Here is a 21,688-nt window from a genome sequence, read left to right as displayed (position 1 = left end):
CCCTTCCCCAGCTAGGAGACAGAGACCCCACCCATGGACACGCTGGAGACACCGCTCCGCTGGTACGGGGAGAGCTACCCCGCCACCGACTCACCGGGCATCTACCAGGCCCTGGCCGCACTGGACCGCCCCTGCTTCATCGTCCGCACCCCCGAGGGCATCGGCGCCGTCGCCGAGGGCCACCCCGCCGCGCGCGGCGCCCGCGCCGGCGGTGGACTGCCGCTGCTGGCCGCCGTCCCGCCGCTGCCCGCCGACCGGCTCGGCTCGCCCGAGTTCCGCGCCGCGCACGGCGTCCGCCAGCCGTACCTGGCCGGGGCGATGGCCGGCGGCATCGCCTCCGCCGATCTGGTGATCGCCCTCGCCAAGGAGGGCTACCTGGCCTCCTTCGGCGCGGCCGGCCTGCTGCCGGAGACCATCGAGCAGGCGCTCACCCGCTTCGCCACCGAGATCCCCGGCCTGCCGTTCGCCGTCAACCTGATCCACAGCCCGAGCGAGGAGCGCCTGGAGCGCGAGGCGGTCGAGCTCTTCCTGCGCTACGGCGTGCGCTGCGTGGAGGCCTCGGCCTTCATGGCGCTCACCCCGCACGTGGTCCGCTGGCGGCTGGCCGGGCTGCGGCCCGGCCCGGACGGCCGGGTGCTCGCCGAGCACCGGCTGATCGCCAAGATCTCCCGGACCGAGACCGCCGAGCGCTTCATGAGACCCGCTCCGGCCGCCATGGTCGGCGCGCTGCTGGCGGAGCGTCTGATCACCCCGGAGCAGGCCGAGTTGGCCCGCCACGTGCCGATGGCCGACGACATCACGGTGGAGGCCGACTCCGGCGGCCACACCGACCGCCGCCCGCTGCCCGCCCTGCTGCCCTCCATCCTGCGGCTGCGCGACACCGTCCAGCGCGAGCACCGCTACCCCGCCCAGATCAGGGTCGGCGCGGCCGGGGGCCTCGGCACCCCGACGGCGGTGGCCGCCGCCTTCGCCATGGGCGCCGCGTACGTGGTGACCGGCTCGGTCAACCAGTCCTGCGTGGAGTCCGGCGCCTCCAAGGCGGCCAAGGCGATGCTGGCCGAGGCCGGGATCGCCGACTGCGAGATGGCGCCGGCCGCCGACATGTTCGAACTCGGCGTCGAGCTCCAGGTGTTGAAGAAGGGCACGCTCTTCCCGATGCGGGCCAAGCGGCTCTACGAGCTGTACCAGGCCTACGACGGGCTGGAGGCACTGCCGGCCGAGGAGCGGGCCCGGCTGGAGACCCAGGTGTTCCGCCGCCCGCTCGCCGAGGTCTGGGACGAGTGCGTCGGCTACTTCCGGCGGCGCGACCCCGAGCAGCTGGCCCGGGCCGAGGGCAGCCCCAAGCGGCGGATGGCGCTGGTCTTCCGCTGGTACCTGGGCATGTCCTCGCGCTGGTCGGTGGTCGGCGACCCGGACCGCACCCTGGACTACCAGGTCTGGTGCGGCCCCGCGATGGGCAGCTTCAACGACTGGGTGACCGGCAGCTACCTCAAGACCCCCGGCAACCGCCGGGTGGCCGACGTGGCCCACCACCTGATGCACGGCGCCGCCTTCCACACCCGGGTCGCGCAGCTGCGCACCGCCGGCGTGCGGATCCCCGCCACGGCGGGCGACTACCGGCCGGTGCCGCGGTGACGCCCGAGGAGCTGGACCGCGAGCTCGGTGACCCGGCCGACCCGGAGAACCCGTACGGCTGGGCGGCGGCGGTGCGGCGGGACGAGGCGGGGGAGTACCCGGAGGAGCTCGCCGCCGCGCTGCGCAAGCACGACTTCCACCTGAACTACCTGCCGCGCGAGCTGGGCGGCGCCTTCGAGGGCTTCGACCGCAGCCTGACCCTGGTCCGCACCGCCGCCCGGCGGGACCTCAACGTCATGCCCAGCACCATGTTCTCGATCACCGCCGCCACCTGCGTCCAGCTCCACGGCTCGGCCGCCCAGCAGGAGCGCGTGGCGGAGGTCCTCCGCCGCGGCGGCTCCGTCGCCTTCGCGATGTCGGAGGCCGACCACGGCAGCGACCTCCTGGCCAACGAGGTCCGGCTCACGCCCGTGGCGGCGCGCAGCGCGAGTTCGCCTGCGGCGGGCTCGGTGGAGGAGACGGGGCAGGCCGCGCGCAGCGCCGGGTCGCCTGCGGCGGGCTCGAGTTCCGCCTCCGACGCCTCTCCCGCGCGGAGCGCGTCCCCGGCCTCCGGCGAGAGCGCGGCGGCGGCCTGGCGGCTCGACGGGGCCAAGTGGATGGTCGGGCTCGGGCAGCGCAGTGAGGCGGCGTACGTGGTGGCCCGGACCGGCGAGCGCGGGCCCGGGGCGTTCTCGGCCGTCCTCACCGGTCTGGACGGGGTGGAGCGCGGCCCCGAGGTGCCGACCGGCGGCATGCGCGGGATCGACTTCGCGCACCTGCGGTTCGAGGGGCACCCCCGTCGCGGCCGAGGAGCTGGTGGGCCGTCAGGGGGAGGCGCTGGAGGCGGCGGTCAAGGCGCAGCAGGTGGTGCGGCTGATGAGCACCGCCGGCAGCCTCGGCTGCGCCGACACCGCGCTGCGCCTCACCCTCGACTTCGCCACCGAGCGCCGGATCGGCCGCACCGCGCTGGTCGAATCCCCCTACCCCCGCCGCGAGTTGGCGATCGCCTCGGCGGCCCTGCTGGCCGCCGACGCGGTCGCCCTGGCGGCGGCCCGCGGCATCCACGTGGCGCCGGAGCAGTTCAGCGTCTGGGGGTGCGCGGCCAAGCACGTGGTGGCCGAGGCGGTGGAGGACGCGATGGGGCGCTGCGCCACCGTGCTGGCCACCCGTTCGGTGCTGCGCACCGAGGGCCCGGGCGGCGGGATCTTCCAGAAGCTCCAGCGGGACGCCGCGCTGGTGCGGGTGGTGGACACCTCCACGGTGGCCAACCTGCGCTCCTTCGCCGGACAACTCCCGGCGCTGATGCGGGGGCTGAACGGGATCGACGCGGATCCGAGGGCGGTCCGGGAGGTCTTCGACCTCCAGGCCGAGCTGCCGCCGTTCGAGCTCGGCCGCCTCGACCTGAACGCCCGCGGCCGGGACCTGGTGACCGCGGGCCTGCCGGACACCGGGCCGATCCACCGCCACCTGGCCGACCTCTCGGTCCAGGTCTCCACCGCCGACCCCAAGGGCAACGAGCTGGTCGACCTGGCCGAGCGGTTCGCCTGGCTGCACGCGGCCGCCGCCTGCCTGCACCTGTGGGTGGTGAACCGGGAGAACGAGGTGCTCGGCCGCCCGGACTGGCTGACCGCGGTGCTCGCCTACCTGCTCTCCCGCGCCGAGGGCACCCCCGTCCGCCGCCGTGAGGCCGAGCTGCTGCCGGCCCTCGCGACCGTCCGGGACCTGTACGGGCGGGGCCGGCTGTTCTCCGCCGTCCCGGTCCAACTCATCTGATGGCACCACCGATCCACAGGAGCGAACCACCGTGCCGAAGGCAGACCTGACCGAGCTCGCCGCGCGGCTCGAAGAGCAGCTCGGCGACCCGCACGACCCCGACAGCAGCATGCCGTTCGAGCAGATCCTGGCCCACGACGAACGGGAGGAGTTCCCCTACGCCTTCGTCAACCTGCTCCAGCGCTGGGGCGTGCACGAGTACGTCATCCCGAAGGCGCAGGGAGGCAAGGCGGGTGACGTCGAGGTCGGCTTCAACCTGCTGCGCCTGATCGCCCGCCGCGACCCGACCTCGGCCACCGCGCTGATGCTCACCAGCCTCAGCTTCATGCCCGCCTGGATCGCCGGAACGGACGAGCAGAAGCAGTACGTCGTCGACCGGATGAAGCAGGGCACCAAGCTGGCCTGGGGCCTGTCGGAGCGTCACCACGGCAGCGACGTGCTGGCCAACGAGATGCGCGCCGAGAAGGTCGAGGGCGGCTACCTGCTGACCGGCGAGAAGTGGCTGATCGGCAACGCCACCGTGGCGGACGGGGTCAGCGTCTTCGCCCGCACCGACCCCAAGGGCGGCCCGGCCGGGTACTCGATCTTCCTGGTGGAGAAGCGCAACACCCCGGCCGGCTCGGTGGTCGAGCTGCCCAACGAGCGGCTGCACGGCCTGCGCGCCCTGGACATGAGCGGCATCCGGCTGGACGGGGTCTTCGTGCCGGACTCGGCCCGGCTCGGCCACGAGGGCCAGGGCCTGGAGATCGCGCTGAAGAGCGCCCAGGTGGCCCGCACCACCATCGGATCGATGGCGCTGGCGGCGGTGGACACCGCGCTGCGGGTGACCCTGGACTTCACCGAGCAGCGCGAGATCTTCGGCAAGAAGGTCAGCGACATCCCGTACTCCCGGCGGCAGTTGACCGAGGTCTTCGCCGATCTGCTGACCGCCGACGCGGTCAGCCTGGGCGCGGTGCGCAGCCTCCAGCTGGTGCCGGAGCAGACCAGCGTCTGGTCCTCGGTCGCCAAGTACTTCGTGCCGACCCTGCTGGAGCGCTCGATGGCCCAGCTGAACATCGTGCTCGGGGCCCGGCTCTACCTGCGGGCCCATCCGCACTACGGCATCTACCAGAAGATGCTCCGCGACCTGTTGGTGGCCATCTTCGCGGACGGCAACACGGTGGTGAACCTCAAGAACATCGCCCTCCAGCTGGACGGTCTGCTCACCACCGCGGGCAACCCCGAGGCCCGGGCCGAGGCCGAGCGGCGCACCCCCGTGCTCTACGGCATCGACCGCGAGCTGCCGCTCTACCGGCCCTGGGACCAGGAGCTGTTCAGCCGCGGCAAGGACGACGCGCTGCTCGGCGCGCCGGCCGCGCTGTCCCGGCTGTGCGAGCTGGCCGCCGCCGCCAAGGGCGAGGAGCGCGGCTGGCTGGAGCGCTCCGCCGCGCTGGCCGCCGAGCTGCTGGAGCGGGCCGAGGACCTGCACGCGCAGGCCGCCGAGCTGCGCTCCGAACTCGGCCGGGAGTACGGCCAGTCGGCCGAGCTCTTCGACCTGGCCAAGCAGTACGCGACCCTGCACGCCACCGCCGCGGTGCTGCACACCTTCGTCCACTCGCACGCCGCGCTGGACGACCCGCTGCCCAGCGGCGCCCTGCTGCTGCTCCAACTGGAGCGGCTGGCGAAGGAGTTCGAGCCGCACCGGGTGGTCACCGGAGCCGCCGAGGTGGACGAGGTGATGCGGGTGCTGCGGCACCTGCACCGGGCCAACCGGCTGTTCTCGTACTGGCAGTTCCCGCTCGCCGAACGGACCGGAGCCGTCCATGCCCAGAGCTGAGCGCCGTACCGCACCCCGCACCGCCGTCTGCCACGGCTGCCAGGGCGTCTTCGCCAAGGAGGAGCTGGACCACACCCTCAAGGTCTGCGAGCCCTGCCGGACCGGCTTCCGGCAGTCCATGGACGAGTGGCTCAAGCGGCTGGTCGGCCTGGCCGCCCTCGCCGAGCCGGCCGAGCGCCGCCCGGCTGCCCCGTACCGGGCCAGGCCGTGACCACCGCGGCCACGGGCACCGAGGTCCTGGCCGCCGATGCCCACCTCTACCTGCTGCCGGAGCGCTCGGTCGACGGCTTCGCCGAACTCCACGGTGGAACGGGCCTGTTGACCCGGGCGGAGCGGGAGCGGATGGACCGTCAGCGCACCGCGGGGGCGCGGAGACGGTACCTCGGTGCCCGGCTGCTCTCCCGGCACGCGCTGAGCGACCGGGACGGCCGCCCGGTGGGGGAGTGGCGGTTCGCGGTGGCGGCCTCCGGCCGTCCGGAGGCCGAACCGGACGGCCACGCCCTGCGGTTCAACCTCTCGCACACCGAGGGCCTGCTGGCCTGTCTGGTCACCGAGGGCCGCACCTGCGGGGTGGACGTGGAGGCCACCCCGGCCCGGCCGGACGCGGTGACCCACCTGCCGCGCTGGTTCGCCCCCGCCGAGCGGGCCGCACTGGCCGGCGCGGCGGACCGGGCGGCCGCGGTTGCCGCGTACTGGGTGCTCAAGGAGGCCTACCTCAAGGCGCTCGGCACCGGCCTGCGCCGGGAGCTGGACGGCTTCGCCGTCAGTGCCCCCTGGCAGCCGCCGATCCGGCTCCACGACCCGCTCCAACCCCCGGACTCCGACTGGAAGTTCGACCTGCTCCACCCCGCACCCGGCTATGTGCTCGCCACCGCCGTCGCCGACGGCACGGCCGGCCGGCTGCACCAGACCTGGATCACCCCGTAGAACCGCGTAGAAGAGGAACAGCCAGATGTCCAAGCCCCGTGTCGCCGTCGTCGGAGCCGGTGTGGCCGGTCTCTCCGCCGCCTACAAGCTGCGCGAGCACGCCGAGATCACGCTCTTCGAGGCGGAGGGCCGCCCGGGCGGCCACGCCAACACCATCGAGGTGGAGGACGAGGGCCGCACCCTCGGCATCGACACCGCCTTCGTGGTCTTCAACCAGCCCAGCTACCCCAACCTCAGCAAGTTCTTCGCCGAGCTCGGCGTGGAGAGCCGCCAGCACCTGGGCGGCTTCAACTTCTTCGACCTGGACAGCGGCCTGCAGTACGGCACCGTCGAGATGGGCCTGCCGGAGGAGGAGGTGACCGGCCGCTACGGCGCCGAGTTCCAGACCATCTGGCGCGAGGCCCGCCGCTTCCACGAGGAGGGCCGCAAGGACTTCCTGCGCAAGCGCACCGACCTGCCGCTGGGCGAGTACCTGGACCGGGGCGGCTACAGTCAGGAGTTCCGGTACGGCTACGTGATCCTGCTCTGCACCGCGGTCTGGTCGGTGCCGGCCGAGCTGATCTGGGAGATGCCGGCCACCACGGTGATCGCCTTCTTCATGGCCCACGACGAGGGCGGCCTGGGCGGCCAGAAGGTGGACTGGCGGACCGTCAGCGGCGGCTCGATCTCCTACGTGCGCAAGGCGATCGCCGCGATCGACCCGAAGCTGCGGCTGGCCGAGCCGGTCACCGGCATCCGCCAGGAGGAGGACGGCGTCACCGTCTCCACCGCGCGCAGCTCCGAGCGCTTCGACCACGTGATCCTGGCCACCCACGGCGACACCGCCCGGGAGCTGCTCAGCAACCCGGACGAGGTGCAGCGGCGCACCCTGGAGAAGATCCGCTACAACACCTCGCTCGCGGTGCTGCACACCGACGCCTCGGCGATGCCGGCCGACCGCGGCCGCTGGGACAACTGGAACTACGGCAAGGTCGCGGTGGACGGCGTCAGCCGCCCGTACGTGGCGTACTACATGAACCGCCTGCACGGCTTCGAGTCCGCCACCGACTACTTCGTCACCCTGGACTACCCGCGCGAGATCCGCGAGGAGCTGGTGATCCGCGAACTGTCGTACTCCCACCCGGTCATCGACATCGACCTGCGCCGCCTCCAGCAGACCATCTACGAGGTGAACGAGGGCACCCGGGTCAAGCTGGCCGGCTCCTACTTCCACTCCAAGCAGCTCTACCACGACCAGATCGGCTCCCACGAGGCCGCCTTCTCCTCCGGCATGGAGGCGGCGGCCCAACTCCTTCGCGAGCTGGGCCACCGCGAGGCCTGACGGTCGCTCAGGCCGGGAGGCCGTAGCGCTTGGCGGACTCGTTCTCCTGGGCCATCCGGCGCAGGGCGAGCAGGACGGGTTCCATCAGGATGGTGAGCAGGACGGCACGCTCGACCCGCTCCAAGGGGTCGGGGACGCCCTCGAGTTGGTCGAGGTCGAGGGCGGCGGTGTTCGCGGCCAGCTCGGCGTAGGGGAGCAGGGCCTGCCAGTCGGCCGGCAGGCCCAGCTCCCTGAGCGTGGCGAGGGTGTCGGTGACCACGGCGCGGGTAGGAGCCTTCTCGCTGACCTCCCAGCCCATGGCGGAGATCAACTCATCGGCGGGGGAGGGTTCTTGCGGTCCGTCCACGGACGGTTCGGCATCGCCGGTCGGCACCGCGCCGACCGCCAGACCGAGCAGGAAGTGGACGTCGGTCGAGTGCTCGTCCAGGCCCCGGAGCACCTCCCGGGTGGTGGACACCGACAAGCCGCGCACGGTGACCAGCGCGCGGGCCAGCCGGAGCCGCCGGAGGTGGTGCTCGTCGTACTCCGCCTGGGTGGCGGAGGTGGCCACCCCGGCGGGCAGCAGTTCCTCCCGCAAGTAGTACTTGATGGTCGCCACCGGGACGCCGCTGCGGCGGCTCAGCTCCGAGATCCGCATCTTCTCCGCTCTCCACTGGAAATTAGGTAGCTGCACTGTCTAATATAGATAGTGCGACACTCCAATAGTGCACCGAAAGGCCGACGCATGCCCACGCTGCCCTGGACCACCCCCAACACCCCTCGCCCGAACAGCCAGGTGCTGGTGATGGCCTCCCGGCTGGAGGTCCGGTCCCTCAAGGACGTGCCGCGCTTCTTCCTCAAGTCCCTGGCCGCCTGGAAGCAGGTCAAGACCGCGCCCGGCGCGGTCGGCGCCTCGCTGATCGCCCAGCCGCTGAAGGGCGTCTTCTGGACGCTCTCGGCCTGGGAGGACCGCCAGTCGCTCTACGCCTACGCCAAGGCCGAACCGCACTACACGATCATGACCGGGCTCCGCGAGGTGACCAAGCAGTCGGTGTTCACCTTCTGGGACACCACCGCCGAGCAGCTCCCGATCACCTGGCCCGACGCCAAGAACCGGCTGGCCGAGCAGCAGCGCACCGACGCCGCCGGCTGACCACCGACCCCTCCAACAGCCCCGCCCGACAAGGGAGATCCCCGCCATGTCCGCACCCGCCCCCGCCGGGCGCAAGGTACCGCTCTGGCTGTCGATCGTCGCGTGCAGCCTGCCGATGTTCATGGTGGCGCTGGACAACCTGGTGGTGTCCACCGCCCTGCACACCCTCGCGGTGGACCTGAAGGCCACCACCCAGGACCTGCAGTGGTTCGTCAACGCCTACGTGCTGAGCTTCGCCTGCCTGCTGCTGACCGGAGCCGCGCTCGGTGACCGCTTCGGCCACCGCAAGGTCTTCGCGCTCGGCATCGTGCTGTTCACCCTCTCCTCGATCGGCTGCGGACTGGCCGACACCAGCGGGCAGTTGATCCTCGCCCGGGCGATCCAGGGCTTCGGGGCGGCGGCCGTCATGCCGCTCTCGCTCACCCTGCTCTCCAACGCCGTGCCGGAGAAGATGCGCAGCCTGGCGCTCGGCCTCTGGTCCGCCGTCAGCGGCCTGGCCATCGCGCTCGGCCCGGTGGTCGGCGGCGCGGTGGTCGAGGGCCTCGCCTGGGAGTGGATCTTCTGGATCAACATCCCGGTCGGCATCGTCGCCGTCCCGCTCGCCCTGATGGCGCTGAACGAGAGCCACGGCGAGAAGGCCAAGCTCGACCTGGTCGGCATGCTGCTGGCCACCGGCGGCCTGCTCGCCCTGGTCTGGGGCATCGTCAACGGCAGCGAGGACGGCTGGACCGACACGAAGATCCTCGGCGCCTTCGCCGTCGCCGCGGTGCTGCTGGCCGCTTTCGTGGCCTGGGAGCGCCGTGCCCCGCACCCGCTGCTGCCGCTCGGCTTCTACCGGATCCGGGCCTTCACCCTGACCAACCTGGTCTCCGCCTCGATGTACTTCGGGGTCTTCGGCTCGATCTTCTTCCTCTCCCAGTACCTGCAGATCGCCCCGCCCCGCACCCCGCTGCACGCCGGCACCCTGACGCTGGCCTGGACCCTGATGCCGATGGTGATCGCCCCGATCGCCGGCGCGCTGACCGACCGGGTCGGCGGCGGCCGCCTGATGGCGCTCGGCCTCTTCCTCCAGGCCGGCGGCCTGGCCTGGATCAACCTGGCGGCCGGCCCGGACACCCCGTACTCCCGACTGGTCGGTGCGATGCTGCTGGCCGGTGCGGGCATGGGCTTCGCCATCGCCCCGACGGCGGCCGTGGTGCTCGGCGCGGTCGGCCCGGAGCACCGGGGCAAGGCCTCCGGCGCCAACACCACCGTCCGCGAGATCGGCGGAGCGCTCGGCATCGCGGTGCTGAGCAGCGTCTTCACCGCCAACGGCAGCATGCGCGGCGCCCAGGAGTTCACCGACGGCCTGCACCCGGCCGTCTGGGTCGGCGTGGCGGTCGTGGTGCTCGGCGCGCTGGCCGCGCTGGCCATCCCGCGTCCGCCCAAGGCGGCCCCGGCCGAGACCGTCGAGACCACCGAGGCCCCGGCCCCGGTCACCGTCTGACCCGCCTTCAGCAGGGGCCCGGGGAGCGTGCGACTCCCCGGGCCCCTCGGCGTTCGGTGCCGGGCCGATGGTGGAGGTGCCGGCCGGGTGCGGCGGCGGAGCGCGGCGGTGGCCGCGCCGCCGCCGCTCATCAGCTCACCAGCTCCCCTGCGGGGCGCCGGTGGCGAGGTCGAGCACCAGCCGGGCGTCCAGCGGGCGGGTCAGCTTCACGGTGACGCGGTCCGTCACCAGCACGAGGGTGCACGGCTGCTGCTGCGGCTGCGTCCGCCGCACCTCGGCGATCAGCACCACCAGCCGGTCGGTCTCGTACGCCTCGGTGCCGGTCACCCGCTCGCAGGAGCCCCGCCCCACCCTGCCCGTGACGGTCAGTCCGTCCGCCGAGACCGACTCGTAGGTCACGCTCCGGTCGGCCCACCGCTGCACGGGTCGGCCGACGGGCGGCTGTTGCGGGGCGACCGCCGGGTAGACGAAGGGATCCTGGTAGCCCGCGATGGTGAACTCCCAGACCGGGACGGTGGCCTGGCCCCGGCTGGTGGCCACGGTGCGGCTGCCCCGGGCCACCCCGGTGAGCTTCAGCGGGGGTTCGCAGTCCGCCCCGCACGGGGGCTTGCCCTTGGCCAGCCCGTCCAGCACCTGCCGCGGCGAGATCATCGGCAGGGCCTGCCGCCGGCCGTGGACCCAGACCACCTCGGCGGTGGCCTCGGCGGTGGGCAGTGCGGTGACCGGCTCGATCAGCCCGCTGAGGTAGGCGGTCTTGCCGCCGTGGGTGAAGGCGTCCGGGGGCAGCCACTCCTGGCGCGGGTCCAACGGGTAGTACCCGTCGGACCAGGCCCGTTCCGCCTCCGACCCCGGCCACTCCCGGGCCACCTGCGCGGCCCGCTCCAGGGCCGTCCCGCTCGTCGTGGGCACCGGTGTGCGGTCGATGTCGTGCCCGGCGTCGGTGGCGGCGCAGCCCGCCGTCAGCAGCGCCGCGAGTGCGAGTGTCGTGATGCGTCTCATCTGGTCGTCCCCCCGTACCGGATAGCCGAGTCGGCGCCGATCGGACGCGGCCGGTCAGCCGTCGGTTCCACCGGAGGAGGGCACCGGGCGGACCGGACGGGGCTCGCCGGTGGTCAGGTCGAGGACCGTCCGGTCCCCGAGCGGGGCGCGCAGGCGGACCGTGGCCGTCCCGCTCACGGTCCCGGTGGTGGCGCAGTCGGCGCCGGTGGTGCCGGTGAGCAGCAGCACCGGCACCACGGAGTGCTCGGTCTCGAACGCCTCGCTGAGGAACACCCGTCGGCAGGGCGGGAGTTCGACCGTGCCGGTGACGGTGAGGCCGTCCCAGGAGGCGGTGCGCGGGTCGAACTCCGCCACCGACAGGCCGGCCGGTGACGAGGGGTAGCCCGTGGGCGGGAGGGGGTCGGCCCGGCGCTGGGCGGCGACGGCGGGCAGCACGAACGGCTCGGAGTAGCCGGGGGAGACGAACTCCCAGACCGGGACGGTGGCCTGGCCCCGGCTGGTGCCCAGCTCGCGGCGGGCCGGCCGGATCTCGGTCACCTTCAGCGGGGTGCAGTCGGCGTGGCAGCTGCCGAACTGCTCCCCTGCCATGTCCCGCAGCGCTTCCAGGGGCGAGCGCCCGACCAGGCCGAGGGCGCGCCCGTCGGACCAGCGGACCTCCGCGAGCCGGTCCGTGGCCGGCCAGGAGTCCGCCGGGTCGACGCTGCCACTCAGGTAGCCGGCCTTCTCGGCGAGGCTGCGGAAGGCCTCGGGCGGAAGCCACTGCGGGGACCGGTCCAGCGGGTAGTACCCGGCCCGCCAGGCCTCGTGGGCGGCGGTGTGCTCCCAGGCCCGCACGGCCTCCAGGGCCCTGGCCCGGGCGGCGGTGGCCACCGGGTCGTCCGGTGTGCCGCTCGGCCCGCTGGGGCGCGGCGCCGGGCCGCCGCCGGTGGTGCAGCTGAGCAGTGCCAGTGCCGCCAGCGCCGCGACGACGATCCGCTTCATCTCATCCCCCGTGCCGGAAAGCCGAGTTGGCGGCACCGGTGCCCGGTGCCGCCAACTCGTACATGCCCGGTTCGGACCCGGTCAGAACAGCGGGACGCCGTTCCGGACCAGGCGCCAGGTGCCGCCGCCGAACTCGGCCGGGTCGATGACGCCCTTGGCCTTCACCCAGGTGATCATCGTGTTGCGGATCTCCTCGGAGTTGGACCAGGCGACCGTGGCCTTGGCCACGTGCGGGAAGTTGCCGCCGCCGTTGGCCCGGTAGTTGTTGACCGCCAGCACGAACTGGGCGGCCGGGTCGACCGGGGCGCCCTCGAAGGTGAGGCCGACGATCCGGGAGCCGACCGGCTTGGTCAGGTCGATGTCGTAGGAGACGCCGTACACCGAGTCGAAGTTGTAGTCCGGCGTGTTGGCCTGGTTGGTCAGCGTGTCGAGGTTGACCGCGTCGCCGGGGGCCAGCTGGGCGAAGTACTTCGCCGAGTACTCCAGGTAGTCCTTGATCTGGGCACCCGTCAGGACCCGGGCCTCCAGGGTGTTCTCGTAGATGTACAGCCCGGCGGCGTCGCGCAGCTTCACCGTGCCGGCCGGGATCACGGCGGTGCGGTTGAACGGCGCGGCCTGGGCCAGCACCGGCAGGGCCGCGTACGAGGTGCCCACGAGGGCGGCCTTCACGGTGTCGACCTGGACCCGGCCGATCAGGTCGATGATCGGGACGTCCTTGAACCGGGCCTCGGCGATGGAGAGTTCGCTCTTGCAGGTGCCGATCACCTGGTTGACGTAGGCGACCGTCTTCTTGTGCTGGGCGTCGATCAGCCGGACGACCTCCTTGTCCTCCGGCACGGTGTTGGAGTTGAGCACCCGGGAGGTCACCGAGGTGACGTTCCACCGGCCGCGCTCGAACTCGACCTCGAAGTCGAAGCAGGTCAGGCGCTGGCCCCAGGCGAGCGGCTCGGAGAGCACGACGGTCTTCCCGGTCTCCCGGTTGGTCACCAGGCGCTGCGGGATCTCCTTGTGCGCGTGGCCGACCAGCACGGCGTCGATGCCGGGCACCGCGGCGGCCAGCTCGGCCGCGACGTTCTCGCCCCACGGCAGCTGGTCGCCCCAGGAGCTCGGCTCGTCCGCACCGGTGTGCGCGGCCACCACGACCACCTCGGCGCCGGCCGAGCGCAGCCGCGGCACGTACTTCCTGGCCTGCTCCACGATGCCGGGGAAGACCATCTGCCCGGCCACGTTGGCCTTGTCCCAGATCGCGATGCCGGGGTTGGTCAGGCCCAGGATGCCGACCCGCAGCGCCCGGCCGTGGCCGAGGTGCAGCTCCTTGATGACGTACGGCGGGAAGGCGGGGCGCTCGTTCTTCGCGTCCAGCGCGTTGGCACCCAGCAGCGGGAAGTCGAGCTGGCGCTCGAAGGCGCGCAGCAGCGGGATGCCGTAGTTGAACTCGTGGTTGCCCAGCGCGGCGGCGTCGTACTTCAGCGCGTTCATCGCCACGGCCATCGGGTGCTTGGGCGCGCGCTTGCCGGTGATCGGCTCGACCCGGGCGTAGTAGTAGGCGAGCTGGGTGCCCTGGATGGTGTCGCCGGCGTCGATCAGCAGGGTGCGCTCGCAGCCCTTCTCGGCCCGGATCTGCTTCACCAGGGTGGCGATCTTGGCGAGGCCGACGTCGTTGTGCGCCTTGTCGTCGTACTCGGCGTCGGTGAAGTAGTCCCAGTTCAGCACCCGGCCGTGCAGGTCGGTGGTGCCCATCACGGTGAACGTCTGCTTCTTCTTCTCGCGGCCGCGCTGCTCGGCGGGCGCGGCCGCCGCCTCGGTGGCGGTGACCATCGGCAGGCCACCGGCCAGGGCGGCACCGGCGGCGGTGACCGCCGACCGGGCGACGAAGTCACGACGGTTCAAGGGCATGGACGGCTCCAACGTGAACGGACGGGGCGTCAGCAGGCAGACGGTGACGCGCGTAGAAGTCTGCACGCAAAACCCGCCCGCGAACACCCCCGGCACCTTTCCGGCAGGTGAGCTCTGCAAGTCCCGCACATGAAACCCGTACCCCCGTGGCGGCGGGGGCACCCGCTGGGGCTTAGATGTAACCCTCGCGCAGGGCGTGGGCGACGGCGTGGGCGCGGTTGCGGAGGTTGAGGCGGGTGGTCAGGCCGTGCAGGACGTTCTTGACGGTCCGTTCGGAGTAGGAGAGCTTCCCGGCGATCTCACCGGTGTCCCAGCCCTCGGCGATCAGCCGGAGGATGTCGGACTCGCGCTCGGAGATGCCGGGCGGGGCGTAGCCGGGCAGGCCCTGGACGCTGCGCTGGAGCCGGCCCATCTGGGCGATCAGGCGGCCGAGGAGGTCACCGGGCAGGTCGCCCTCGCCGCGCGCGGCGGCCACCACGGCCTGCCCCAGCCGCTCCGCGGTTGCCTCGCGGCGCCGCAGGATGGCGGAGACCCCGCACTCGACGGCCTCCAGCAGGTCGGCCTCCCGGATCTGGTCCACCACCAGGACGACCCGGCTGCCGTCCCGGTGCACCAGCCGCCGCATGGTCCCGGTGACGGCGTTGTCCACGCTCTCCGCGACCACCACGGTGACCGTGCCCGGTCCGGCCTCGGAGACCACCTGGAGGTCGCCGCAGGCGCGCAGCTGACTGGCGGCCCCCGCGTAGGAGATGGGGTCGGTCGCATGGATCGCGACCTGGACCACGGCGGTGTGCCGCAGCGTCTCGTCGGCGAACTGGATCGTCACGGTGGCCTGCCTCATGCCTCGTCGGTGCCCTGACATGCGGGAACGGCTCAGCCCTCGCCCTCCCCGACTGCTCACATGCTCACCGCGGGCACCTCGGGGTGACCATCGTGGTCCACCACGAGATCCACGGGGTGAGACGAAGGTCACACCACGAAGTGGTCGTTCGGGGGGTCCGGGTCAGGGGGTGGACACGTGGAATGAGCAGGAGCGGTTGTGGGAGGGGAAGCGATGTACAGCGGTGGCACGGCCGCCGGGGTGCTGGGCCCGGTGCAGGCCGGTCTGGTGGAACGTCAGGCCGTACTGGCCGAGGCGGCCCGGCTGGCCGACCTGGCCCGGCACGGGGCCGGCACCCTGCTGGTGCTCACCGGCCCGACCGGCATCGGACGCAGCGCCCTGCTGGACGCCGTCGCCGGCCCGGCCGTCTCCTGGGGCATGACGGTGCGCCGGGCGGCCTGCGCCCCCGACGAGACCGGCCACTCGTACGCGGTGGCCCGCCAACTCAGCGGATCCGGACCGGAGTTCGTCCCCGACGAGGAGGGTCGCACCCCCTGGGAGGTGCTCCGCGAGACCGCCGTACGGCGCCCGCTGCTGCTCCTGGTGGACGACGTCCAGCACGCCGACCCGGCCTCCGCCGACTGGCTGCGCCAGCTCGCCCGCCGGCTCCACCAGCTGCCCGTGCTGCTGGTGGTGACGGAGCGCCGGGACGCCGGACGGGCGGACCGCAGGCCGCCGTTCGGCGCCGGCCTGCCCGCCGCCGTGCTGCAGACCCGCCGCCTCGCACCGCTCAGCCAGGCCGGCACCGCGGCCCTGCTCACCGCACGGCTCGAACGCCCGGTGCCGGACCGCCTGGTCCAGGAGTGCCACCGGGCCACCGCCGGACTGCCGCTGCTGCTCACCGCCCTCACCTGCCCGGACGGCCGCCCGGTCGGCGACGGACTCGGCCCGGTGCCGACCGGCGCCTTCCGCGAGGCGGTCGGCCACTGGCTGGAGCGCGTCGGCGAGCCGGCCGCCACCGCCGCCCGCACCCTCGCCCAGCTCAGCGGTACCCGCACCGGCTCGGTCGGCCTGGCCGACCTGGTCGCCGCCCAGTCGGGCCGCACCGGCCGACCGGACCGCTCGGAGCACCCCGAGTACCCCGGGCACGCCGGGCACGCCGGGCCGTCCGAGGGCCCCGACCTCTCCGGCTGGCTCCCGGACTGGCTGCACGGCCTGCAGGCCGTCGGCCTGCTGCGCCCCGGCCGCGGCGGCGCGCTGCCGGAGTTCGCCCACCCCTGGCTGGCCACCGCCCTGCTCGCCGGCTGGAGCGACCAGCGCCGGGCCGAACTGCACCGGGGCGTCGCCACCCTGCTCTACGGCCGCGGCGCGCCGGACGACCTGGTCGCCGAACAGCTGCTGCACACCGAGGTGTGCGGCGCCGAGTGGGCCGCCGACGTGCTGATCGGCACCGCCCGGCAGACCCAGCGCGACGGCGACCGCGAGTACGCGGTGCGGCTGCTGCGGCGCGCGCTGCGGGAGCCGCTCAGCCAGTGCCGCCGGGGCTCCGTCCTGGTCGAACTCGGCTGCCTGGAGGTGGCCCTGGGGCCGCCGGAGTCCGTCAACGGCACCCGCCACCTGGCCGAGGCGGTCCGGCTGCACCGCTCCGACGAGGCGGTCTTCGAGGCCGCCAACGCACTGGGCGTGGCGCTGGCCGGCCGCGGCGAGACCGCCGCCGCCCTGGACGTGCTGGAGGACCTGGCCGAGCGCTTCGCCGACCGCTCCGACCTGGCCCACGCCGTGCACGCCGCCACCGCGATGATCGCCTCCCACGACGGCGAGAGCTGGCTCCAGGTGGTGGACGGCGTGCGCCGGATCGAGGCCCGCTCGGCCACCGGCGTGGCCCCGGCCGCCTACAGCCTGCTGACCGAGTTCGACGCCACCAGCGGACGGCTCTCGGCCACCGAGGTCTCCCGCCGGGTGGTCGAGTTGACCGCCCAGCCGATGGACAGCTTCTCCGCCAGCTACCTCACCGCCTCCGCCGCCACCCTGGCCCAGTGGGCCGACCGGCTGGACCTGGCGGACCGGCTGGTCGCCGAGGGCCTGACCGCGCACCGGGGCGCCAAGCTCCACCCGGCCTACCAGTGCCTGCTCAGCGTGCGGGCCGAGAGCCGGATGATGCGCGGTCAGTTCTCCCTGATGCTGCAGGAGCTGGCCGCCGCCTCCGACCAGCGCGGCGTGCTCAGCCTGGGCAACGCCCACCTCACCTCCCAGGCCGTGCTCGCCCTCTGCGAGACCGGGCACCCGGTGCAGGCCCGGCAGCTGATCGCGGCCGGCTTCGAGGACAGCCCGCCGGGCGGCCCCTCCTCCTGGGAGCTGAACGAACTCGTCTACGCCCGCGGCCTGCTGCGGCTCGCCGACGGACGGGCCGAGGAGGCGCTGGCCGACCTGCTGGACTGCGGGCGCCGCCAGCTGGAGCGCCAGGTGCTGAGCCCGATCGTCACCCCCTGGCGCTCGGCCGCCGCCGACTGCCACCTGATGCTCGGTCAGGTCGGCCCGGCGGCCGAACTCGCCGCCGAGGAGCTCCGCCTGGCCCGCGTCTGGGACACCCCGCGGACCGTCGGCCGGGCCCTGCGGGTGCTCGGCGCCGCCACCGGCGGACGGCAGGGGCTGGCCACCGTCCAGGAGTCGGTGCGGCTGCTGCGCGCGGACGGGCTGGACGTCGAGCTCATCCCCGCGCTGACCACCCTCGGCGGGCTGCTCGGCGGCAGCGGGCAGCGCGCGGCTGCCCGGGAGGCCCTGCGGGAGGCGGTCAGCCGGGCAGAACGGATCGGCGCGGTCCGGCTGCGCGCCGTCGCCGCCGACCTGCTGCTGGCCTCCGGGGCACGGACCGACCGGCAGCGGCAGACCGGCGCGGGCGCCCTGACCGCCGGCGAGCAGCGGGTCTGCCGACTGGCGGCGGAGGGCAACTCCAACCCGGAGATCGCCGAGCTGCTGCACCTGGCGCTGCGCACGGTGGAGACCCACCTGACCAACAGCTTCCGGAAGTTGGGCATCAAGCGGCGGGCCGAGCTGGCGGGAGTGCTGGAGCAGCCGCAGGACTGAACGCAGCCGCGCGCCGAGGCGCGCGCGGTGCCGTCCGGGGGAGGTGGCCGTCGGCACCGGCGGATGCGGTGGGGCGGCGGTCACCTGGGGCGGTCCTCTCCGGTCTGCTGGTGAGGCCAAGCCTGCCCGCAGTGACGGGAGTGACACCAGGGCCGGACGGTCACCGGCGAGGGACGACCCGGGGTGTCCGCAAGGGCAACCCGGCAGTAACCTCGCCGCCGGTGGCCCGGTGGCCCGGTGGCCCGGTGGCCCGGTGGCCCGGTGGCCCGGTGGCCCGGTGGCCCGGTGGCCCGGTGGCCCGGTGGCCCGGTGGCCCGGTGGCCCGGTGGCCCGGTGGCCCGGTGGCCCGGACCGGCGGGTGGGCGGCCTCAGAGGAGACCGGCGAGCCGCTCCAGCTCGGCCTTGAGGGCCGCCGTCGGGTCGACCCCGCCAGGGACCAGCGTCTCCCAGCTGCGGGCCCGCACGTAGCCGTCGAGCGCGAGCGGCAGCTCCCGGAGGAGCAGCTGCCGGGCCGGCCCGGCCTCCGCCCTCGCCAGCGCCGCGAACAGCCCCTCCGCGTCCACCGAGGACGGCAGCCCGACGGCCGCCGCCCGCTCCCGCAGCACCGCCAGCTCCGCCCGGAGCTCGGAGGGCAGCGCCTTGGGCCGTGGCGGCTTCGGCACGGGCCGCGGCACCGGCGTCGGCGTCGGCGTCGGCCCGACCGCCCCGCCCGCGGGCCCGGGCGCGGCCTCCACCTCGGGCGCGCCACCGCCCTCCTGACGGTCCCACGGCCACCGCCGGGGGGCGAGCAGCGCGCCCGCCCCGTACAGCCCCGCGACGACGGCGGGCCACCACGGCCCGGCCGCCCCCGCGAAGTACAGCGCCAGGCCCCCGGTGCCCGCCGCGCACCCGATCAGGTTGCGCGGCGACTCCAGGTATCCCAGCAGCCGGTCACTGATACCCACGGATCTCCTCGAACGCCCCGTCCAGCGAGCCCCGCCCGTCGAACAGCTTCCCGCCCGTCAGGTCCGCGATGCCCTGGAGCTGCCCGGTCGCCGCGTCGCCGAACAGGATCGGGAAGACCGGCACCGCCCGCGCCGCGCCGGACAGCCCTCCGTACCAGGCACGGAACTCCTGGTCCTTGAGCCCCTCGTTGCTCTCCCCGTCCGTCATCACCACGATCGAGGTGAAGCGGTCGTCGTTGCTCTCCGCCCGCTGACGGGCCACCAGCTCGAAGGCCTCCTTCAGGCTGCTGTACACCGCCGTGCCGCCGTCCGCCGCCAGCCCCTGCACCTCCTTCTGGATGCGGGCCAGCTCCGCCTCCGGCGGCCCGGCCGGGATCCGGTAGGTCCGCTCCGACTTCACCACCGAGGCGAACTCGACCACCGTCACCTCCTCGCGCTGGCGGAACCGCCGCTGTCCGCGCGGGTCCTGGGCCCCCGTCAGCCGGGCCATCGCGGCCTTCAGCGACTCCAGCCGGGCCCCCTTCATCGAGCCCGAGGTGTCCAGCACGTACACCGTCCGCGACGGGCGGCGCAGCTCGTTCTGGTACGCCGTCAGCAGTCCGTCCGCCACCGCCCGGGTGCCCGGGAACGGCAGCTCCCGGCGCCGGTCGGCGGGCAGACCGGCGGCCGGCGCCACCCCGGTGGCCACCGGGCGGCGCAGGGTCTCCTCGGTCATCCGCTGCTGCGCCTTGGGGTCGAGCAGGTAGCGGCCGAGGCGCTGGAAGGAGTCCTGCGCGGGCTTGCCGGCCGAGGCCAGCAGGCTGAGCGGGTAGTCGGCCGAGACCACCCCGTCCACCGGCCGGACCACGGTGAGCCGGTCCTCGGCGGGCAGGGTGCGGTTCATCGAGAGCAGCACCGACTCGTAGTTGACCAGGGCGCCGACCTTGGTCTCGTTCTGCTTGGCGGCCTTCTGGTAGGCCTCCGCCAGCCAGCCCGAGGAGCCCGAGGTCAGCTTCTGTCCGCTGAAGAACTGCTTCAACTGCGGTGCGGCCTTGGCCACGTCGGCGTCGGTGAGGGCCGAGCCGGCCCCCGAGAAGGCCGAGGCCAGCGCGACCAGCGCGGAGAATCCGGAGTTGGAGCGGGACGGGTCGGCCATGCCGTAGCTGAGCTTGCCCGCCACCGCCGCCTCGCCGATCTTCCCCCAGGTGACCTGCGAGCCGTCGCCCCAGCCCAGCTCGCTCAGCATGGTGGACCGCACCCCGACCGCCACCGGCGTGCTCATCACCGGCGTCTCGGAGAGCAGCTTGCCCCTGCCCGCCTCGTCCAGCCGCAGGTAGTGGTTGGACGGGAACCAGACCGCGTCGTACTTGCCGTCCGCCTGCCCCGAGGCCACCGTGTCGGCCCCGTCCAGCGAACCGGTCCAGGTGAACTGCACCGTGACCCCGGTCGCCGCCTTGGCGTCCGCCAACACGGCCGCCATGTCCTGGAGTTCACTCCCCGCCAGGACCCGTAGCACGCCGTCCTTCGGCTGCGCCGTCCCGCCGCCGCCGTCCCCGCCCTCGCTCGTGCAGCCCGTCCCGGCCAGCGCCAGCGCCAGCACGGCGGGTGCGATCCGTCGCAGCACTCCGTCCCCCCTCATCCCCTGCCTCACTTCCCCTTGGCGGCGTCGACCAGCTAGGCCAGCACCTCGACCGTCGGCGGCTGGGCCTGCACGATCCCGGCCTCGGACAGCCCCGGCACGAAGGCCGTGGTCGGGTTCGGTTCCTTGAGCGCCCGGGCGAACGCCCCGGGGTCGGCCTGCGGGCGGAAGCCGTGCAGCGCCGCCAGGTTGATCAATTTCGGGTCGTCCCGCAGCAGTTCGGCGATCTTCTGCCCGTCCGGCGTCAAGGCGACCGCCGTGTGGTCACTCGAAACGGTGGTGTCCGGGTAGAGCACCACCAGGTCCTTCACCGTGGTCCCGTGCGCCACCAGCGAGGCCACCTGGGACTCGTAGGTCAGCACCAGGGGATTGCCGACCCCGCTCAGGAAGTCCTTGAAGGGGCCGTCCGAACTGGTCTTCTGGTCACCCTGCTTGGCCGTCAGCTTGCGCAGCAGCGGGGCGACGGCCTGCACCCCGGCGGCGTCGGAGACCACCCGGTTGCCGTTCTTCACGTAGGCGGCCGCGGCCAGGTAGAGCGCACCGGAGGAGGAGGTGGCCGGGTCGGTGCTGGTCACGTAGAGGTCGCCGGCCAGCTCCGGGATGACCTGCGGCTCCTTGATCTTGTCCCATCGGACGTCGTTGCCCACGGCCTCCAGGTACTTGGCCATGTCCAACTTCCAGGCCTGGTTGTCCTTGTGGGTGGCGTAGCCCTTGTCGACCAGCAGGGCGGCCACGTTCGGACGCGCGATCACCACCAGCGGCGAGTAGAACGGCCGGACCGGCTCGGTGGTGATGCCGCGCTTCTTGGCCACCTCCTCGGCCGGCCCCCGGCTGGCCGGGAAGACCATTCCGTAGCCGTCCAGCTTCGCGTTCGCCATCGACCAGGAGCCGATGGTCTGGCTCTTCACCTCGAACCCCTTGGCCCGGAACTCGGCGGCCACTTCGGGGTCGTTGAAGAACTCCGCCTTCTCCGAACCGATCAGGATCCGCACTTCGGCGAGCCCCGGTCCGGATTCCGGACGGAGCAGCGCGAATGCCACCCCGCCCAGCAGCACCAGCGCCGCAAGTACGCCGATGACTCGTCCTCTCATCGTCAACCCTTCCCCCACCAGCGGCACTTCAGGACCTTGAGATTCCCGCCAAGTCGGGAGCGGCACCCGAACCGAGGGTGAACCGGGGGTGAACAAGCCTTCACGGAACCGCATCGGTTCCGGTACGTCAGCACCAACTCGGCCTCACGGTCCGAGAACTAACGATGTGTCACGTCGTTCACCGAA

Annotated in this window: 19 protein-coding genes; 9 read left to right on the top strand and 10 right to left on the bottom strand. The window is 73.4% G+C overall.

Translation table 11 applies throughout. The features are described 5' to 3' along the window. Positions 1-33: 33 nt before the first annotated feature. Positions 34-1,635, top strand: coding sequence for a PfaD family polyunsaturated fatty acid/polyketide biosynthesis protein (locus ABD946_RS16660; protein ID WP_345284311.1), 1,602 nt, complete (start codon positions 34-36; stop codon positions 1,633-1,635). On the opposite strand, the gene ABD946_RS16655 is transcribed toward ABD946_RS16660, so the two are convergent. After that, complete coding sequence (locus ABD946_RS16655) at positions 1,614-1,775, bottom strand: hypothetical protein (protein WP_345284309.1); 162 nt, start codon at positions 1,773-1,775, stop codon at positions 1,614-1,616. The genes ABD946_RS16660 and ABD946_RS16655 overlap by 22 nt on opposite strands. Positions 1,776-1,780: 5 nt before the next feature. Beyond that, positions 1,781-2,320, bottom strand: a complete 540-nt coding sequence (locus tag ABD946_RS16650) for a hypothetical protein (protein WP_345284307.1) — start codon at positions 2,318-2,320, stop codon at positions 1,781-1,783. 110 nt (positions 2,321-2,430) lie between these two features. Between ABD946_RS16650 and ABD946_RS16645 the strand changes: the two genes are divergently transcribed. Genes ABD946_RS16645 through ABD946_RS16625 form a run of 5 tightly spaced genes read left to right on the top strand, consistent with a single transcriptional unit; the run spans position 2,431 to position 7,451 of the window. Continuing rightward, the gene (locus ABD946_RS16645; protein WP_345284305.1) at positions 2,431-3,387 is read left to right on the top strand and encodes an acyl-CoA dehydrogenase family protein; all 957 of its coding nucleotides are present in this window, start codon (positions 2,431-2,433) and stop codon (positions 3,385-3,387) included. Positions 3,388-3,418: 31 nt separating this feature from the next. Continuing rightward, entirely contained in the window at positions 3,419-5,203 is a 1,785-nt protein-coding gene (locus ABD946_RS16640) for an acyl-CoA dehydrogenase family protein (RefSeq protein ID WP_345284303.1), read from the top strand. After that, on the top strand, positions 5,190-5,414 hold the full coding sequence (locus ABD946_RS16635) for a hypothetical protein (protein WP_345284301.1): 225 nt from the start codon (positions 5,190-5,192) through the stop codon (positions 5,412-5,414). Before ABD946_RS16640 ends, ABD946_RS16635 begins: the two co-directional genes overlap by 14 nt. Next, complete coding sequence (locus tag ABD946_RS16630; RefSeq protein ID WP_345284299.1) at positions 5,411-6,130, top strand: 4'-phosphopantetheinyl transferase family protein; 720 nt, start codon at positions 5,411-5,413, stop codon at positions 6,128-6,130. The genes ABD946_RS16635 and ABD946_RS16630 overlap by 4 nt, the downstream gene beginning before the upstream one ends. 25 nt (positions 6,131-6,155) lie before the next feature. Beyond that, positions 6,156-7,451: an NAD(P)/FAD-dependent oxidoreductase gene (locus tag ABD946_RS16625; RefSeq protein ID WP_345284297.1), complete on the top strand. Its 1,296-nt coding sequence runs from the start codon at positions 6,156-6,158 to the stop codon at positions 7,449-7,451. Positions 7,452-7,458: 7 nt separating this feature from the next. Here ABD946_RS16625 and ABD946_RS16620 read toward each other — a convergent pair whose 3' ends face one another. Continuing rightward, positions 7,459-8,088 carry a MerR family transcriptional regulator gene (locus tag ABD946_RS16620; RefSeq protein WP_345284296.1) on the bottom strand — a complete coding sequence of 210 codons (630 nt, stop codon included), beginning with the start codon at positions 8,086-8,088 and terminating at the stop codon, positions 7,459-7,461. 87 nt (positions 8,089-8,175) lie between these two features. Between ABD946_RS16620 and ABD946_RS16615 the strand changes: the two genes are divergently transcribed. Further along, positions 8,176-8,583 carry a DUF3291 domain-containing protein gene (locus ABD946_RS16615; RefSeq protein WP_345284294.1) on the top strand — a complete coding sequence of 136 codons (408 nt, stop codon included), beginning with the start codon at positions 8,176-8,178 and terminating at the stop codon, positions 8,581-8,583. 46 nt (positions 8,584-8,629) lie between these two features. After that, positions 8,630-10,069, top strand: a complete 1,440-nt coding sequence (locus tag ABD946_RS16610) for an MFS transporter (RefSeq protein WP_345284292.1) — start codon at positions 8,630-8,632, stop codon at positions 10,067-10,069. Positions 10,070-10,204: 135 nt separating this feature from the next. Here the strand turns inward: ABD946_RS16610 and ABD946_RS16605 are convergent, their stop codons facing one another. The 4 genes from ABD946_RS16605 to ABD946_RS16590 form a co-directional block, all read right to left on the bottom strand. Next, complete coding sequence (locus ABD946_RS16605) at positions 10,205-11,068, bottom strand: hypothetical protein (RefSeq protein WP_345284290.1); 864 nt, start codon at positions 11,066-11,068, stop codon at positions 10,205-10,207. Positions 11,069-11,122: 54 nt separating this feature from the next. Then, positions 11,123-12,049, bottom strand: a complete 927-nt coding sequence (locus tag ABD946_RS16600; RefSeq protein WP_345284288.1) for a hypothetical protein — start codon at positions 12,047-12,049, stop codon at positions 11,123-11,125. Between the two features lie 81 nt (positions 12,050-12,130). Then, complete coding sequence (locus tag ABD946_RS16595) at positions 12,131-13,945, bottom strand: bifunctional metallophosphatase/5'-nucleotidase (protein ID WP_345284286.1); 1,815 nt, start codon at positions 13,943-13,945, stop codon at positions 12,131-12,133. 172 nt (positions 13,946-14,117) lie between these two features. Beyond that, positions 14,118-14,786: a response regulator transcription factor gene (locus tag ABD946_RS16590; protein WP_345284284.1), complete on the bottom strand. Its 669-nt coding sequence runs from the start codon at positions 14,784-14,786 to the stop codon at positions 14,118-14,120. A gap of 213 nt (positions 14,787-14,999) precedes the next feature. Between ABD946_RS16590 and ABD946_RS16585 the strand changes: the two genes are divergently transcribed. Further along, a complete protein-coding gene (locus ABD946_RS16585) occupies positions 15,000-17,849 on the top strand; it encodes a helix-turn-helix transcriptional regulator (protein WP_345284282.1) in 2,850 nt (949 codons plus the stop codon). Positions 17,850-18,217: 368 nt separating this feature from the next. On the opposite strand, the gene ABD946_RS16580 is transcribed toward ABD946_RS16585, so the two are convergent. Genes ABD946_RS16580 through ABD946_RS16570 form a run of 3 tightly spaced genes read right to left on the bottom strand, consistent with a single transcriptional unit; the run spans position 18,218 to position 21,502 of the window. Further along, on the bottom strand, positions 18,218-18,793 hold the full coding sequence (locus ABD946_RS16580; RefSeq protein WP_345284280.1) for a hypothetical protein: 576 nt from the start codon (positions 18,791-18,793) through the stop codon (positions 18,218-18,220). Next, on the bottom strand, positions 18,780-20,396 hold the full coding sequence (locus tag ABD946_RS16575; protein WP_345284278.1) for a substrate-binding domain-containing protein: 1,617 nt from the start codon (positions 20,394-20,396) through the stop codon (positions 18,780-18,782). Before ABD946_RS16575 ends, ABD946_RS16580 begins: the two co-directional genes overlap by 14 nt. Positions 20,397-20,446: 50 nt before the next feature. After that, positions 20,447-21,502 carry a hypothetical protein gene (locus ABD946_RS16570; protein ID WP_345284276.1) on the bottom strand — a complete coding sequence of 352 codons (1,056 nt, stop codon included), beginning with the start codon at positions 21,500-21,502 and terminating at the stop codon, positions 20,447-20,449. Positions 21,503-21,688 lie beyond the last annotated feature (186 nt).

It is taken from the genome of Kitasatospora albolonga, from assembly GCF_039535905.1.
Taxonomy (GTDB): Bacteria; Actinomycetota; Actinomycetes; order Streptomycetales; family Streptomycetaceae; genus Kitasatospora; species Kitasatospora albolonga.
Note: the sequence above shows the minus strand (reverse complement) of the source record. Positions and strands in the feature narration are given on the sequence as shown.

Coding starts and splice junctions, on each gene's coding strand:
- ABD946_RS16660 (WP_345284311.1), top strand. CDS start 34: ATGGACACGCTGGAGACACCGCTCCGCTGGTACGGGGAGAGCTACCCC.
- ABD946_RS16615 (WP_345284294.1), top strand. CDS start 8,176: ATGCCCACGCTGCCCTGGACCACCCCCAACACCCCTCGCCCGAACAGC.
- ABD946_RS16635 (WP_345284301.1), top strand. CDS start 5,190: ATGCCCAGAGCTGAGCGCCGTACCGCACCCCGCACCGCCGTCTGCCAC.
- ABD946_RS16585 (WP_345284282.1), top strand. CDS start 15,000: ATGTACAGCGGTGGCACGGCCGCCGGGGTGCTGGGCCCGGTGCAGGCC.
- ABD946_RS16570 (WP_345284276.1), bottom strand. CDS start 21,502: ATGAGAGGACGAGTCATCGGCGTACTTGCGGCGCTGGTGCTGCTGGGC.
- ABD946_RS16590 (WP_345284284.1), bottom strand. CDS start 14,786: ATGAGGCAGGCCACCGTGACGATCCAGTTCGCCGACGAGACGCTGCGG.
- ABD946_RS16625 (WP_345284297.1), top strand. CDS start 6,156: ATGTCCAAGCCCCGTGTCGCCGTCGTCGGAGCCGGTGTGGCCGGTCTC.
- ABD946_RS16620 (WP_345284296.1), bottom strand. CDS start 8,088: ATGCGGATCTCGGAGCTGAGCCGCCGCAGCGGCGTCCCGGTGGCGACC.
- ABD946_RS16595 (WP_345284286.1), bottom strand. CDS start 13,945: ATGCCCTTGAACCGTCGTGACTTCGTCGCCCGGTCGGCGGTCACCGCC.
- ABD946_RS16605 (WP_345284290.1), bottom strand. CDS start 11,068: ATGAGACGCATCACGACACTCGCACTCGCGGCGCTGCTGACGGCGGGC.
- ABD946_RS16610 (WP_345284292.1), top strand. CDS start 8,630: ATGTCCGCACCCGCCCCCGCCGGGCGCAAGGTACCGCTCTGGCTGTCG.
- ABD946_RS16600 (WP_345284288.1), bottom strand. CDS start 12,049: ATGAAGCGGATCGTCGTCGCGGCGCTGGCGGCACTGGCACTGCTCAGC.